The sequence below is a fragment of the Chitinophaga sp. CF118 genome (genome assembly GCF_900112615.1).
In the GTDB taxonomy this organism is placed as follows: Bacteria; Bacteroidota; Bacteroidia; order Chitinophagales; family Chitinophagaceae; genus Chitinophaga.
On record NZ_FOMK01000015.1, the window covers coordinates 72,747 to 88,183 of the forward strand.

The 15,437-nt window shown below is 38.6% G+C and carries 12 protein-coding genes; 6 read left to right on the forward strand and 6 right to left on the reverse strand.

What is annotated here, in order from left to right; all coding sequences use genetic code 11:
• Positions 1-340: 340 nt before the first annotated feature.
• The 6 genes from BM176_RS31040 to BM176_RS33195 all read left to right on the forward strand — a co-directional run bounded on the left by BM176_RS31040 (position 341) and on the right by BM176_RS33195 (position 9,575).
• Positions 341-895 (forward strand): RNA polymerase sigma factor, encoded by a 555-nt coding sequence (locus BM176_RS31040; protein ID WP_177230611.1) that lies wholly within the window; start codon positions 341-343, stop codon positions 893-895.
• A gap of 130 nt (positions 896-1,025) precedes the next feature.
• Positions 1,026-2,159, forward strand: a complete 1,134-nt coding sequence (locus tag BM176_RS31045) for a FecR family protein (RefSeq protein ID WP_090108305.1) — start codon at positions 1,026-1,028, stop codon at positions 2,157-2,159.
• Between the two features lie 143 nt (positions 2,160-2,302).
• Positions 2,303-5,680 (forward strand): SusC/RagA family TonB-linked outer membrane protein, encoded by a 3,378-nt coding sequence (locus BM176_RS31050; protein WP_090108306.1) that lies wholly within the window; start codon positions 2,303-2,305, stop codon positions 5,678-5,680.
• A 21-nt stretch (positions 5,681-5,701) separates the two neighbouring features.
• On the forward strand, positions 5,702-7,177 hold the full coding sequence (locus BM176_RS31055; RefSeq protein WP_090108307.1) for a RagB/SusD family nutrient uptake outer membrane protein: 1,476 nt from the start codon (positions 5,702-5,704) through the stop codon (positions 7,175-7,177).
• A gap of 64 nt (positions 7,178-7,241) precedes the next feature.
• Positions 7,242-8,543 carry a thioredoxin family protein gene (locus BM176_RS31060; protein ID WP_177230612.1) on the forward strand — a complete coding sequence of 434 codons (1,302 nt, stop codon included), beginning with the start codon at positions 7,242-7,244 and terminating at the stop codon, positions 8,541-8,543.
• Positions 8,544-9,149: 606 nt separating this feature from the next.
• Positions 9,150-9,575 (forward strand): transposase, encoded by a 426-nt coding sequence (locus tag BM176_RS33195; RefSeq protein ID WP_369823762.1) that lies wholly within the window; start codon positions 9,150-9,152, stop codon positions 9,573-9,575.
• A 145-nt stretch (positions 9,576-9,720) separates the two neighbouring features.
• Here BM176_RS33195 and BM176_RS31070 read toward each other — a convergent pair whose 3' ends face one another.
• From BM176_RS31070 to BM176_RS31095, 6 genes are all read right to left on the reverse strand, one after another.
• Entirely contained in the window at positions 9,721-9,972 is a 252-nt protein-coding gene (locus BM176_RS31070; RefSeq protein ID WP_090108310.1) for a hypothetical protein, read from the reverse strand.
• 1,623 nt (positions 9,973-11,595) lie between these two features.
• Positions 11,596-11,835 carry a DUF6520 family protein gene (locus tag BM176_RS32310; protein ID WP_143097967.1) on the reverse strand — a complete coding sequence of 80 codons (240 nt, stop codon included), beginning with the start codon at positions 11,833-11,835 and terminating at the stop codon, positions 11,596-11,598.
• 244 nt (positions 11,836-12,079) lie between these two features.
• Positions 12,080-12,508, reverse strand: coding sequence for a MauE/DoxX family redox-associated membrane protein (locus BM176_RS31080; RefSeq protein WP_177230613.1), 429 nt, complete (start codon positions 12,506-12,508; stop codon positions 12,080-12,082).
• 181 nt (positions 12,509-12,689) lie between these two features.
• Positions 12,690-13,484 carry a hypothetical protein gene (locus BM176_RS31085; protein ID WP_090108312.1) on the reverse strand — a complete coding sequence of 265 codons (795 nt, stop codon included), beginning with the start codon at positions 13,482-13,484 and terminating at the stop codon, positions 12,690-12,692.
• Entirely contained in the window at positions 13,484-14,143 is a 660-nt protein-coding gene (locus BM176_RS31090) for a hypothetical protein (protein WP_090108313.1), read from the reverse strand. Before BM176_RS31090 ends, BM176_RS31085 begins: the two co-directional genes overlap by 1 nt.
• Positions 14,144-14,152: 9 nt before the next feature.
• Positions 14,153-15,421, reverse strand: a complete 1,269-nt coding sequence (locus BM176_RS31095; protein ID WP_090108314.1) for a hypothetical protein — start codon at positions 15,419-15,421, stop codon at positions 14,153-14,155.
• Between the last annotated feature and the right edge of the window lie 16 nt (positions 15,422-15,437).

A 15,437-nucleotide genomic window follows, 5' to 3' on the forward strand; every position in this document is an offset into this window, starting at 1 on the left:
CTAACATACTTGGCGCTATTAACTTAACATTAACCATTTCGGATTAATTTGGATCTGATAAGGCTTTGGTTGACAATGACTATAGCAAAAGTTTTGCACTTTTATAATAGCATTTCCAAAACATTTTTGTTTCATGACGTGAACAACTGCAAAGTTCCTCCAAAATATAAGTCGAGAAGAAAGGAGGTATTATCTTATCGATTATCCCAAACATTTGCTTTAATTCATTTAACTGTATAACTTAGACCTGCAATGTCATGGGGATAACCACATATATTACACATAGCGTTCTATGAGGTCGAGGTATAAATTATACAAGGATGCAGAACTAGCAGAGTTAATGATTCAGCATGATACCTATGCCTTTGAAGAACTGTACGACCGGCACTGGGGAGTACTTTACAGCTTTGCCCGTAAGCTACTTAAAGATGATGATGAAGCCAAAGATGTGATTCAAGACATTTTTACCAAGCTTTATGAACGCTTGGGTACATTACAGATTGAAACATCTATTTTTTCCTACCTCTACCAAACTGTACGAAATTCCGTGCTGGATATAGCCAAACATCAAAAAGTAAGGATCGAATTTATTGACACTTTCAAAGATTTTTATACTCGTGGAGAATTCCTTACAGACAACCAAGTCAGGGAAAATGAGCTAGCGAGGTTGATAGAACAAGAAATCGAAAACCTGCCACATAAGATGCGGGCTATATTTGAAATGAGCCGCAAGCAATACCTTACTCATAAGCAAATTGCCCAAGCCAGTGGCGTATCTGAAGGCACTGTAAAAAAGCAACTCCATTACGCCATTAACAAACTCCGGTCAAGGCTGAGCAGCTTATTCTTTCTTCAACTCATGTCGGCCATTCTGTGGATTAACCGAATGTTTTAGAATAATACACCATGCACGCATATGTTAACAGCTCGTTAATGTCTTATTGAAAATATATTAATAGTGTCTACCACTTCGTATTTTCTGAATCGTCTCTCTCATATAGAATCTCAATATACCAGATTATCGAATGAACGAGAATGAAATCATAAATCTGTTAGATCGATACAGAAACGGAGAATATACAGTTGACGAAAAGGCTGCTGTAGAAAGCTGGTTCATCCTATATGCAATGCAAGCTACCTCTGCTGGAGAAATTCCCAATTTTGAAGAAACCAGGAATGAAATCTGGAACAATCTGGCTATAAAACATAAGAAACGCGACCACTTTCCTTTCATCCGCTATGCCGCTGCGGTACTAGTTCTTATTGGCATTACATGGGTATACTTTGCACATGTATATAATGATAAAATTGACATCAAAACAAAAATTTCTTTTGATGTACGTCCTGGTGGAAACAAGGCAACACTCACTCTGGCAAACGGTAAAGTGATCAGTTTAAATGTCAATGGAAAGCTGGCCATGAGACCGGGAACACTAATCGCTAATAACTCCAGCAATGGTGTTGTTATTTTCCAAAATCAAAGCAACAAGCAGGAAAAAGTCAAACTTGATCCGGATGCCGATGGTCTTAACACAATTACGACACCAGTCGGAGGCCAGTATCAACTGATTCTATCCGACCAGACTCGTATTTTTTTAAATGCGGCAAGTAGTATAACATTCCCTTCAAGTTTTGCTGGCAACCAGCGAAAAGTCAGCATCGTTGGTGAAGTTTATTTCGAAGTTGCTAAAAATCCTAAGAAACCTTTTATTGTTAATACCTCAGATCAACAGGTTACCGTATTGGGCACACACTTTAACGTGAGCGCATACCCCAATGAAACGGTGAAAACTACGCTTTCCGAAGGCCACGTACTACTTCTTCAGCCCTCAACTGGCCAAAGCCAGCCATTAAAGACCGATCAACAAGCTGTGCTTTTATCTAAAAACGGCTTTGATGTTAAAACGGTAACCGCTTCCGATGCAATCGCCTGGATACATGGGATGTTCATCTTCCAAAAAACACCGCTCAAAGAGGCTATGAGGCAAATCAGCCGCTGGTATGATGTCCAGGTAGACTATGAAAGCCTGCCAAACACCATGCTGGATGCAAGACTGCCACGCAATCTCAATTTGATTGATGTGCTTGAGGGCATCCAGTTTGCAGGGAAGTTTAAATTTAAACTGATAGCAGGAAGGAGGTTAATACTTATTAAATAAAGGACTATACAACAATCAAAATCAAAATCAAAATGATAAAGAGAACAACCGACCCCGACTGCTATCGGGATCGGTAAAAGTTGTTCCACGTCATTTACCACCGTGAGGTAGTATTTATCAGAAACCAACTAAACAACTAAATTATGAGTTATTCAATTCATACTCGCTATGGTATGAGCTTTATCTTCGGGGAAAGTCAATATTCAAGGGAGCAAATTGTCAAGTGTATCGTAGTTATGAAACTAACTTTACTCCTCATTTTCCTCAGCCTGCAAGTATCTGCTGTAGCCATGACACAGCAAATCTCCCTCAACGTTAAAAATGCGAAACTTATAGATGTATTGCTTACCATTGGTAAGCAAACGGGCTACGGCTTTGTTCTGAATAGCGATGACATGAAAACTGCAAATCCAGTAAACATTAATCTTAAATCAGCCTCTATTGAAACAACTTTACAATCCCTATTCGAAAATCAGCCCTTCAATTACAAGATACAGGGTAAGGTAATTATGGTTCAACACAAAGACTCGGAAAAAAAAACAAAAGATCTGGTAGTCCCAACTCAACAGACGGACCTTAACGGAAGGGTTACTGATATAGATGGTCAGGCACTGATTGGCGCAAGTGTACTCTTGAAAGGCACGCAACAAGGTACTGTGACTGATCAGCAAGGCCGATTCTCTCTTGCCAACGTACCTACTAATGGTACCCTACTCATTAGAATGATCGGGCGTGAGACTAAAGAAGTGAACTATAAAAATAGGGTGGTACCAAACATTATACTCAGAGAGGTAAATGCAAATCTTACAGAGGTACAAATTATCGCTTATGGCGAAGTACAAAAAAAGTTCAGCACTAGCAACATTGGGAGCATTAGCGGTGAAACCATATCAAGACAACCTGTGAGTAACCCCTTACTTGCCCTGCAGGGGCGAATAACCGGATTATTTATTCAACAAAATTCGGGAGTGTCTGGTGCTGCCGTGAGTGTAAATATACAAGGGAGAAACAGCTTGACTAAGGGTAACGTGCCTTTTTATGTAATTGATGGAGTGCCGTATACACCAAATGCAATTGTATCAGATCAGGGATCGGTTATGCCAGGAGTTCTTGGTGATGCCGGTACAAGCAACTTAAACTTTATCAATCCCAATGATATCGAAAGCATCACTGTGTTAAAAGATGCCGATGCCACGGTCATTTATGGTTCACGTGCGGCTAACGGAGCTATTTTGATCACTACCAAAAAAGGCAAATCAGGGCAAACTAAAGTGGATTTAAACCTGCAGACTGGCTGGGGAAAGGTGGCTCGAAGGCCTGAATTGTTGAATACCCAACAATATTTGGAATTGAGACGGGAGGCCAAAAAAAATGGAAATTCTCCAGTCTTTCCATGGGAGTATGATATTAGTGGAGTTTGGGATACCACCCGAAACGTAGACTGGCAAGAGGAATTGATCGGTGGCACGGCTCAGTTTCAGAATTTGCAGGCTTCAATTTCTGGAGGGAATGACCGCACGCAATTTCTTGCAGGTATGGGCTACATTAGAGAAACCCCAGTTTTTGTTGGCGACTTCTCCAATGTAAAATCCAGTGTGCATTTTAATATCAATCATGCTTCGCAGAATCATAAGTTTAAGTTTTTCCTTTCGGGAAGTTATTTACAAGGGGTAAATAAACTCCCTTCAAGTGACCTGACAAACAATGCTACAACTCTCCCTCCCAATGCACCAGCTTTGTATAATGAAGATGGCACATTAAATTGGGCACCTGATCCTGCCGATCCCAACACCTATACATTTGAGAATCCTGCTGCCGCTTTACTTCGAACTTATACTGATAAGAGCCAAAACTTAATTAGCAACTCTCAAATTTCTTATGAATTGGCTCCCGGACTGATTTTGAAATCCAGTTTTGGTTACAATCGTCTTCAATCTGACGAATTGAGTGTTAGTCCTCTAATTTCTGTAATTCCTAGTGATAGACCATACACGAAAAGAACGGCAGGTTATTCAGATAGAAATATTGAATCTTGGATCGTTGAGCCACAATTAACATTTAATAAATCATACACTTTCGGCACATTTGAGGGTTTGCTTGGTGCAACTTTCCAGCAAACATGCAATGATTTATTAGCTCTTCGTGGATTTGATTATAGTAGCGACGCTCTTTTGCCTGATCTTAATGCTGCTGGAACTAAAAATACAATTGGTACTCTCCAATCTACTTATCGATACAGTGCGGTTTTCGGACGTTTAAATTACAGGTACAAGGATCGATATATTATAAATTTCACGACAAGACGTGATGGTAGCAGCCGTTTCGGTTCAGAAAATTTGTTTCATAGTTTTTATTCTGTTGGCGGAGCTTGGCTTTTCTCGGAAGAAGATTTCTTTAGAAACGTAATCCCCTCTTTGAATTATGGAAAGCTGCGTGCGACTTATGGAACTACAGGAAATGACCAAATTGGTGAGTACTCTTTTTACAGCTTGTATGACAACTATAGCGTGGGCATACCCTACCAAGGTACTATCGGCTTAAATCCTCGTGGCTTGTCCAATCCCTACCTGCAATGGGAAGAGACTCGAAAGTTAAACTTGGGCGTCGATTTGGGATTTTTCAACAGCAGGATTTTGATAAACGCCAACTACTTCCGTAACCAGTCATCTAATCAACTACTTGGCCAAAAATTATCTGCGGTCACTGGCTTTAGCGGGATTGCCAGGAATTTCCCTGCTACTGTACAAAATACAGGTTTGGAATTGACGGTTGACTATACACCTGTTAAGACGAGTTATTTTACTTGGCAAGGATCAGCAAACCTTACTCTACCTAAAAATAAGTTGGTCCGCTATGATGGTCTTGACGAAAGCGGCGATAAAGATATATATGTTATTGGGCAGCCCATTACTGTAAGAAAAGCCTACGCATATGCTGGAGTAAATACCGAAACAGGTTTATATCAATTCAAGGATATGAAAGGTGGATTGACATCCAGGCCAAATGATCTAACTGACAAAATAATTTTGATTAATATCGACCCGATATGGTATGGTGGTTTGAGCAATACCTTCAGCTATAAAGGCTTTAATCTGGACATATTCATTCAGTTCGTGAAGCAAACGCTTCCCAGCAATCGGTTCGGGAGTTTTCCCGGTGTTGCTGGTACCAATCAATTTACAAATGTGTTAAATCGTTGGCATAAGCCAGGTGAACAGGCGGAAATTCAAAAAGTAACAACAAATTTTGGAGAAATTTTCGCTCCAACCTTTGCCGCCTTTAATAGTGATGCGAGTTATAGCATAGCCACATATGCACGTTTAAAGAATGTCTCACTTTCTTATACGTTCAATAGCAATCTGACTAGAAAAGCACATATTTCTAATGCGAGGATCTATGTACAGGGACAGAACCTGTTGACCATCACCAAATTTTTAGGCGGAGGTGATCCTGAAACAAGGAATTTGGGCACTTTAGGCCCATTGAGAATTTTCACTTTGGGTACCCAACTTACTTTTTAATAAATGATAAATTAGAACGAAATGAAGACAATATATAAATACACATGTCTGGTCATCATACTCTTATATTGCATGTTGCCATTGCCTGGCTGCAGAAAGTTTATTGAAGTTGATCCTCCGGTAACCAGTGTAAATGAGGGGAATGTCTATGCTGATAATTCTACAGCAGCAGCCGCGCTTACGGGAATCTACTCAAAAATGGCTAACAGTTCATTTTCTCTGGACCTCACTGTATTGCCTGAACTCGCTGCGGATAATCTAGCCCTTTTTAATTTGGATAAGATTAACTATACGGCTTACTATCAAAATATTTTGCAACCAAGTGATCCATCAACTGTACCCAGGCCTTGGCTGTCTATCTATCCTTTTGCCTTTAACGCCAATGCAGCTATTAAAGGATTGACTGAATCTAATATATTAACTAAAGTCGTGAAGCAAAACCTGCTAGGTGAAGCCTACTTCCTGCGGGCTTTCTATTATTTTTACCTTGTGAATCTATACGGTGATGTGCCTTTGGCTTTGTCTACCGATTATACCGTGAATAATAAACTATCGAGAATCCCTACTAGCCAAGTCTATGCACAAATTATTGCAGACGCTAAACAGGCTCAGACATTGTTGAGTGATAATTACCTAAAAAGTGATGCTTTTACGGCTTACGCTACCGGTGAGGAAGAAAGGATAAGACCCAATCGCTCAACAGCTATAGCGCTACTGGCTAGGGTTTATCTCTACCAGAAAGATTGGGCAAATGCAGAGCAAATGGCTACAGAGGTGATTAACAAGGCCACTCTGTATTCAACAACAGCTTTAAACCAGGTATTTCTGAAGAATAGCAAGGAAACTATATGGGCCTTGCAACCTGTCAAAGATAACTTGAATACTGATGAAGGCAATCTATTTACGCTCCGTACAGGTGAGCCCGAAATCAACACCGGGCGTATCATCTATTTGTCAGAAGATTTTATGGACTCGTTTCAGTCTGGTGATCAGCGAAAAAACACTTGGACTGGAGTCCAATCGAGTGGAACTAAACCATACCCATATGCAGCTAAATATAAGGCGATAGAAGGTAGTGATCTTGGGCAGGAATATACGATTGTTTTTCGTCTTGCCGAACAATATCTGATCCGTGCCGAGGCAAAAATAGAACAAAACAGGGTTACTGAAGGAATTGCTGATTTGAATGTATTGCGTGATCGGGCCATAGACAAAAATGCTGATATCGACGAACAGTTAAAGTTGTTGCCTACTACTCTGTCAAAAGCAGAAGCGCTCACATCCTTGTCCTACGAACGACGCTTCGAGTTGTTCTGCGAATGGGGCCATCGCTGGTTTGACTTGAAAAGAACCGGTCAACTAGATGCGGTCATGACTGTAGCTACTACACTTAAAGGCGGTGGGGTTTGGAAACCATATAGAGCATTACTACCGGTGCCTGCTGAAGAAATTAGGCTCAATTCTTCATTGAGCCAAAATGCAGGTTATACCAACTAATATACCATTCTAATTGTTGTCTGTACGCTTGATGTGCAGACAACTTTTTACAAACACATCAAATATGAAAAAGATTGCCATACTGTTCTGCTGCATCATCCCAATATTCGTACATGCTCAGGTAAGTTCAGGTATTAAATTTAGTACTGCAAAGAACTTGCAGGAAGTATTGATGCAAGCCCAAAAAGAAAATAAGCCTATTTTTGTTGACGCTTACGCTACCTGGTGTGGGCCTTGCAAAATGATGGATCGTGATGTATTTAGTAATCAACAGGTGGCAGACTATGTAAATGCAAATTTCATTGCTATAAAAGTACAGATGGATAGTACAAAAAACGACAATGAATACATCAAAGGCTGGTATGCAGATGCTGCCAACTGGAAATTATATGTCACCGCCTTTCCTACCTTTTTATTCTTCACTCCTGAAGGTAAGTATTCAGGTAAAGAAGAGGGGTTTTACAAACAACAGGAATTTGTAGCAGTTCTCAAAAAAAATATTGATCCTCATGGAAGTTATCTAGCCCAGCTCAAATCCTTTAAGGATGGTTCACTTAATAAGACTCAACTTCTCAAGTTGGCTTACTGGGCCAAGGAGAATAAAGATGACAGTTTAGCAATGCAGATTGCGAGGGTCTACAAGAGCAGATATGTTGACAACGCACCTATAGATTCCTTATTGAATCCAAGCGCCGATCGTTTCCACGCAACTTTCATCGACTTGTTCAGTTTTAAGGATAAGATCATCCAATATATTTATGAGCATCAGAAAGTGACAGACTTAAAATTCGGCCGCTGGCCACAGTATTCACGTAACTTAACGGACTACGTTATTGGACGAGATTATATCTATAACAATATTTCTCCCAATAAGAGTTTAGATACGATTAGCCCTGATTGGAAAAAGATTGAAAGAAATATCGCCAAAACATTTGACAAGAAAATAGCAAAGCGGCTAACCTTGAATGCAAAAATTGGATGGCTTTATAAACAAAAGGATTGGGATCAAGCTGTAAAATTAGAGTTTGAAAAGATTGATAGGTACGGCATGGATACTACTGGTTTGGGTAAAGTTAGTGTTAATAACCTGGTTTATGATGTGGTATTTAAATACATAAATAACGCAGCATTACTTAAAAAGGCTGCGACACTTATGAAAACCATCGTGGATCTTGACGGGGAGACTGATCATGCAGGCCTTGATACTTACGCTAGCATCTTATACAAAGCAGGTCAGAAGAAGCAAGCAATTGAAGTGGAGAAAAAGGCTCTGGACTTGGTCGAGAAGCAAAATGATAAAATAAATACAAAATTTTACAGAGAGGTAATTGTCAAAATGCAGAATGATCAGCCAATTTGGAAGTAGCATTGGTAATTCCCGCATTCATTAATTGAATCGGAGGTAACAGAAGAATTTCAGATTGGTTTTATCCTAGCTAACTTAATATTGGTAAGAACGCTTGAAAATCTAATAATGTCGTTTTAAAGATCACAAAGGTGTTGCATTTTGTTGTGCAGAAATTTCAGTCGATTTAAAAGCGATTAATGATATTTTCAAATTCGATCAAGGTTAAACTTTAACAGAAAATATTCGGTTGCGATTACATTGCAAATCAATAAATATGATTGTCAAATCACGCATGTCGATCAAGTACCTAACTTATGAATTGGGGTATTATGATCCGGCACATTTTTTCAAAAAATGGGTATTACTCAGGGGAAATTCAGGAAGCCCTGAAGAATGCAAAATACAAGAGACTGTCTCATTGAGGCAACCTCTTGTATTTTGCATTCTTCAGGGTGGATTTGTCCACATTTGATTTGGATAAAAAGATAGTTCTTCGCTTAATCATAGAAGATTATCCTTGTTATATACTCATGTCAAGAGGTAAAACTTCAGTGGTATTTAAGAGTAACTTCCAGCACCAAGGGACGTTGTTACCATCTGATTAAAATAAACTTATAGCAATTAATTAAAGAAAAACCTTATTCGGTAGATAAACTTGAATGCGGTCATAACAAGGATGTTTATTACTGTCCTGTTGGCAATCGAATGAAAAATATAGGTAGTTATACCTCCACTACAAAAGTTGGTTTTAAACAGGTAAATTCTCTTTATCAGGCTAGAAAATGTAAGAGTTGTCTGCTGAGAAGGGAATGTTATCAGGGTGAAGAAATCATAATAAAAGTCAATCACAATCTTAACCGATTAAAGCCGAAAGCCGATAAACATTTAAAAAGTAAACAGGAATACAGAAACGAAAACAATGCTACTTTGATACGGAACCTATGTTTGCCAATATTAAACACAATCAAAACTTTAAACGATTTATGTTTTTTTAGAGGCCTAGAGAAGGTGAGTATTGAAATGGGATTATTAGCTTTGCACGTAACCTAAGAAAGAAACCAGTCTGAAACGAAGGCTAAATATGCAAAAACCTTTTTTACAGATATCTGATTCCATTCATACATTCATTAGCTCCAAGATAGTTCCATATAAAATAAAAAAGCCGCCCCAATTATTCTTGAGACGGCCTCATTTATTAATCGGTTAATTTCACCGTCAAATTTACACAAGGTTTTAATGGATCAGTTGTAGCACGAGTAGTAAATGATCCAACAGCACCAGCGACTGTTGATGTAATGCCAAAGGATTGTAAAGTACAGATGGTGGCAGCAGGGTCAGTCGTAGTTGTAATAAAAACGTACTTAGTATTATTTGCCTTGAAAGCAAATACTGATCCTACGATAGCGGATGCTGCTACTATACCAAGCATAATTTTTGCTCTTGTCATAAAAAAAAGATTTTATAAATTAACATGAGATTTTCCCTACTCTTGCCTATAACTTCACACTTAGGTGGTAGGGTTTAACCTTGTGCGACGTATCTGATCAGATAACTTTATTCTAATAAGCAGTATATGCTAAATAGAAAATATTTTCATGTAATACATTTCAATTTTTAAAATGGTAACCTAAACTAAGCCACAGATCAATTCAGTTCTTTCAACTTCCTCTCACAAAAGGTAATTTTAATCTGTTTAAATTTCACCTGGTATAGTTCAAGATCAACCGCTTGAACCGACTTATTATATCTTACATTTTATAATAAATGTTCAGGGTTTCGTTCTCCAGCTAATATACCTCTATGATCCTTCGACCTATTGCTCCAGTAATATCACTTATTACACTATGTATTTTAATGTTCATAGTTTCAAAGGATTTTGGCAATCCTAGAATGAATCTATCAGCATCTTAAGCATTTTATCTCAAGGATTTTCTATAACGAACTAATGTCCTGAAAGTTTCCTTTTCATTGCCTTGCAGATAGTAGGATATCAATAATTCACAGCCATGAAGATTTTGAATCCATTGCGCACGATCTGTTCTTACTGCGAGAAGTCTTCCAACTCAATTTATTTTAAGTAACTTATTTAATAAAATATCATCCTATTTGCAAGTTATTATATGCGAAATATTAGGCCACTTATAAGGACGCTTTTCTGAAGGTTTTCAGGTTTCCCCTTTATTTCACGTGAAAACTAATCTATAATCCGTAATATATTTCAGCGGTGTGGGAAATGCTCATAATATTGACCGGACACTTGCCGAAACACTTATTTTGTTTTCATACCCTGGAAAAAGGGCAATAGAAATTGCCCTAGACCATACACTATTTTATGAATAAAGCTAAAATTAAAGTTATCAGCAACTATAGTTTATTATTTAAGTTGGATAGGAATGTATTTAACAACAATAATCGGATGAATGCCTTTAAATTTAGAATTGACCTTTTACTACGAATTCATGGTGGATATTTTTTTTTCAGCGATTACATTTCCCTTTTCAAAGATAAAATATCATTTGTGAATAAAACTTAGGAGATAGAGAATAAAACTTAGGAGATACGGAAAAATAATCAGGAGATAGCGGGTTATCAGGATAATTTTAACACCTCCACTCCTGGGCTTTTTTCGCCTCACAAATTTTATACGGACTGATACGAAACGGGTGAATAGGCCAGCTTTTGTGCATGTCCATAGCTCTGGATAAGTATCCAGGTAAGTAGTAAAACATAATCCCTGTAACGATACAGCAGGGCTAATTCTTTACTTAGCAAGCAGCCTTTCAGTTACAACCTTTACATGGGAGCTGTAAACATAAACAGGGGCTTTTACATCCTGGCAGATTGTTAGAGATCAGATACAGGGCAATCCATTATCAACTGATATTTTATTCTTCTTAATCGTAAATGCACACAGATAAAATTGCCGGCACCAACTTCTACACCGGCTTTAAAGCTTTTCTTTTGAGAACAACCCGAAGCATTTGCTTCTCCGAATGCCGTGAAGCTTATATTAATGGGGCATCCTACTCATACGACAAGATGCCCCATTAATATATTTGCCATTATTGACTTAGATTCTTCTCAAAGGAATATAATTCCCATTAACCCAGAGATACAACTGATATAAAGTCCCATTTATAACAAACGTACAACCAGTTGATCCTGACACACAGGTGAACGAAACTACAGTTGGATAATATACAGTTCCAACTACGTAGTAATATGTATTTGCTCTCGCTTTAAATGCAAACACGCCACCTGCTGCTGCAAAGAACAATATTATTGCTAACATGACTCTTGCTTTTTTCATACAAATTGGTTTTAAGGTTAATTATTAGGTGCCTACTCTATAAAGGTTTTCAGCTACGCCTTGTCATGTTGCAACATGACTATCATTGCATGCAATAAGTATTTATTACAACTATGTTATGCTTTATAGACAAATTTTATCTGGACTATTTCATATCCAAATGTTGAGCTAATCCAAGCGAATAAAGGAGCTTATTGCTACTGCTGAGTTTTTATGGTCGTCTTTGGCGAAGGAGAATTTTGAACTAATTTTTATAAGTAGTAATCAGCGTCCTTTTCTCTAAAATAAATCCGGCAAAACCCATTGCCAAAAAGATTAGATTAAAAATCAGGTGGTTTCTCCAGCTTAATTGCCTGATAATCCCCCCGCATGTACATGGACGGTCTGTTGTCAGAGTCAATACATATCCCACATACAATGTAAACAATGCCATTAAAATTAATGATCCAATAAATCCATATTTACGGGTTCTATCGGGTATTAGTAATACAGCTACGATTAGTTCTGAACCAGGAATTAATATAGAAATTGGATATGCAACGGAACTAAGTAAGGGAGACCTCAAAAGATCATTATAATAAAAATCATATTGATATAGCTTGCTTAAACTTGTATAAACAAACAAAAAGAAGAAAGAGAATGCAATGATTTCAATGACAATTTGCTTCTTCATACATCATCTATTGGGAATAAAATAATATACGATAAGGGCCAAATTCTCTTATTGATATAAAAATACGTATATATACTGCAGCGACATCGACATAGGTAGCTACCTAGGCTTATAATTCTGACTTGATAATCTGATAGAAAACTAAAAATGCCAACAATTTCCCAGGACAGATAAAAGAAAATCAGACATTGAGGCCATATGGTCTTTCTAAGGAGTAGTTATCAGCTATTTCAATGGCGATCCGTAATGGGACGGAAGTAATTTCCAGACCTTCGGTTCCTCTGAGGAGGTCGTGAGAAGGCAGATTGCGTTTTGTCCAAAGCTTACACAAACATATGCAAACGGCCAGTATTTCTGGTTCCACAGCTAGAAATGTGCCTTTGAAATTGCGCCAATGATAGTTGTCTGCTCTAAGAATGGCCAAGTTCTCGGTAGCCCTGCTTAAGAGTATTTTCAGGCTGTTTAAGCCATTGGCATTGTTTGGGGCACCTTCCTGCACCGCTCCTATCGCCGACGTGAAATACCCTAGGGGTATTCCCAGGCGGCCTATGGGATGCTGGCCCCAGCGCTCAGTCATCCTGAATAGTGGACGTGCATCATTGTCTAACAAAATATTACCTAAGAGATCATAGAATAAAGAGTCCGAGAAAGTGGTATTGCCATTTTCTGTCTGCACGTACGTTAGTCTTCCATTATCATTAGCACATATAGCTGCAATCTTCCAGTAGGGATTTTCTGCAAGCTGGTAGAAAAAAGCTGCGGAACGGAATGCGGAAGATGACTCAGGTGGATCAATCACCGATTTAAGAGATGCCGCCAGCATGTAAGAACTGGCAATCCAGGGGATTGTATGGGTATTCTCATTACCCGGGTTCTCTATGGTGGAGGAAAGGTAACCGGCGTAACCTATGTACGCGTCCGCTACGTTGTTTAAATCTTCAGGATTTAGTCCCAGTATTTCAGTATAAATACTCATCAGATCAACTCTTTTATGTTCGTATACGCTAACGGGTCAGCATAGTTTGAATTGATCAGGGTTTTGATAGCAGAAGGACGTTTAAATTGCTTTAGTTCTTTCAGAACAGCAGGCCCGTCATATTTTTCTGCCTTTTCAATCTGTACTGCGGGTATATTGATCTTAGCCACAATCTCTCCCTCGTGGTGGTAGGGAAGATATTTCTGATAAATGTGCAGTTCCCTGACCTCTTCAGAGAATTGGACCAATTCAACTGATTTCTTCTGAATGGTAATCAGATATGCATAAAATATATATCCTTCAGACTTAAAATTGTCCGTGGCGAAGCGAAGTGATGTGATGAATGCCGGGAAGATGATGTTGGTCTTATAAAAATCATCACGTTGCACGGCACCAGCAGTAGTTGAAATGAACGGCGTTACATGTCCGTAAGTTTTGCCCAGAGATGCGTATGGATGGTTCGCCGGCAAAGGCGTATCATAATTATTCAGGTGATGAATCACATTGTTTTCTGTTAACTGGTCCTGGATCTCGTGATTATAAATTTCATGTTTTGCCCTCCACCAGTTGCTTACTATTCCATTTCCTCCTATTATGTATGCTTCTGCATCTTCATCGTTCAGGGCATTGACGCCTTTTAATACTTTTTGAAAATACATTATATAGGTTTATAATGATGATTGAATCAGCGATCTGGTATTATTTATCATATTTATGAGAGAAGTATCGGCATCATACTTATATCTTTCCAGCAGATTAAGCAGATTACCCTTACTGCTGCTGGGAACAAGTTTCTTCGCCGTTAATGTTCCTAACGCCACCAATACCCGGTAACGCACATGGAGGCGTTTAACCTTTTCACCTACTTCAAACAATATAACGAAATCCCGGTTTTCTGGCCGCATCGCGATCATGGTAGCAAATGCTATGATTAATCCTTCATTATTATTCGCACGGATCATATTTGCAACATCCTCTTTCTGAATGTTATTTCTCATAGCAAATTCTGCCATCCTATTTGCTAATTTATCTTTATGATTTACTCGTTCAGCCCAATCGGGATCATTTATAGCCAGGTATTCATCGGCCATTTTTTGCAATCTTAACAATGCCTCCTCCTTCGGTAACCTGGATGTTTCGGGAGTAGCCATTGCGCCTCTTGCAATTTCAGTTTGTTGTTGGTTATCCCCTCCTACCTGTTCATGCTCTGGGAAAACCGTTTGAGAAAGTACACTCTGTTTATTCTCAATATTGGCCAACTGAGCTTTGGCAGAGGCTACACTTTCGTTTACTATTGCCACCTTACCTTCTACGGTTTCTTCAATCACTTTCTTTATTGCTCCCTGATCTGCTTCAGAAAAAGCTTTGGCTAAAAAGAGGCGGGTAATCAAATATCCAAATAGAAACCCTGATACAGAAAAACAAATGATCAAGCCATATGCAAAGGCTAATGCAATGCCCATTTCCTTAACACAAACACCATTAGCTAACAAAGTTGCTACTGCACGTATGTAAGGCGGCAACTTTGATAAATGTACCAGACCAAGACCTACAATAATTTTGGTCAACCAGTCCGATATTTCTGTGAGGTTGGTATTTACCTGCAATTGGTATTCTCCATTGTCTTCTTTATTCTCAACATTGCCTTCTCCTGCTTTAGGTTTATTCGATTGTAATATTTTAGGAATCCCAAAGAGAAATCCGATGGCAGCTCCTGATACACAAGTTCCCAGTATCCAGAGCAATGCTGTGGAAAATGCAGCGGTACTGGTAGTGATGAACAACGAGGCAATAATACCAAGCATTAAAATTACCGAGAAGAAGGATGCTACGCATCGCAGGTAAACGGCAGTTTTTTGTCTGTCCTTATTTGCTTCTCCTACTTTCTGATCAGAAGCTGCTCCCTTTGAGGAAGAAAAGATAGAAAAGAAACTCATAGTATTGTTCGAATAA

What these genes read in the sequence shown, in the direction of transcription:
- BM176_RS31050 (WP_090108306.1), top strand. Translation starts at nt 2,303, where the DNA reads ATGAGTTATTCAATTCATACTCGCTATGGTATGAGCTTTATCTTCGGG.
- BM176_RS31045 (WP_090108305.1), top strand. Translation starts at nt 1,026, where the DNA reads ATGAACGAGAATGAAATCATAAATCTGTTAGATCGATACAGAAACGGA.
- BM176_RS31080 (WP_177230613.1), bottom strand. Translation starts at nt 12,508, where the DNA reads ATGAAGAAGCAAATTGTCATTGAAATCATTGCATTCTCTTTCTTCTTT.
- BM176_RS31060 (WP_177230612.1), top strand. Translation starts at nt 7,242, where the DNA reads ATGAAAAAGATTGCCATACTGTTCTGCTGCATCATCCCAATATTCGTA.
- BM176_RS31055 (WP_090108307.1), top strand. Translation starts at nt 5,702, where the DNA reads ATGAAGACAATATATAAATACACATGTCTGGTCATCATACTCTTATAT.
- BM176_RS31095 (WP_090108314.1), bottom strand. Translation starts at nt 15,421, where the DNA reads ATGAGTTTCTTTTCTATCTTTTCTTCCTCAAAGGGAGCAGCTTCTGAT.
- BM176_RS32310 (WP_143097967.1), bottom strand. Translation starts at nt 11,835, where the DNA reads ATGAAAAAAGCAAGAGTCATGTTAGCAATAATATTGTTCTTTGCAGCA.
- BM176_RS31070 (WP_090108310.1), bottom strand. Translation starts at nt 9,972, where the DNA reads ATGACAAGAGCAAAAATTATGCTTGGTATAGTAGCAGCATCCGCTATC.
- BM176_RS31040 (WP_177230611.1), top strand. Translation starts at nt 341, where the DNA reads ATGATTCAGCATGATACCTATGCCTTTGAAGAACTGTACGACCGGCAC.
- BM176_RS31090 (WP_090108313.1), bottom strand. Translation starts at nt 14,143, where the DNA reads ATGTATTTTCAAAAAGTATTAAAAGGCGTCAATGCCCTGAACGATGAA.
- BM176_RS31085 (WP_090108312.1), bottom strand. Translation starts at nt 13,484, where the DNA reads ATGAGTATTTATACTGAAATACTGGGACTAAATCCTGAAGATTTAAAC.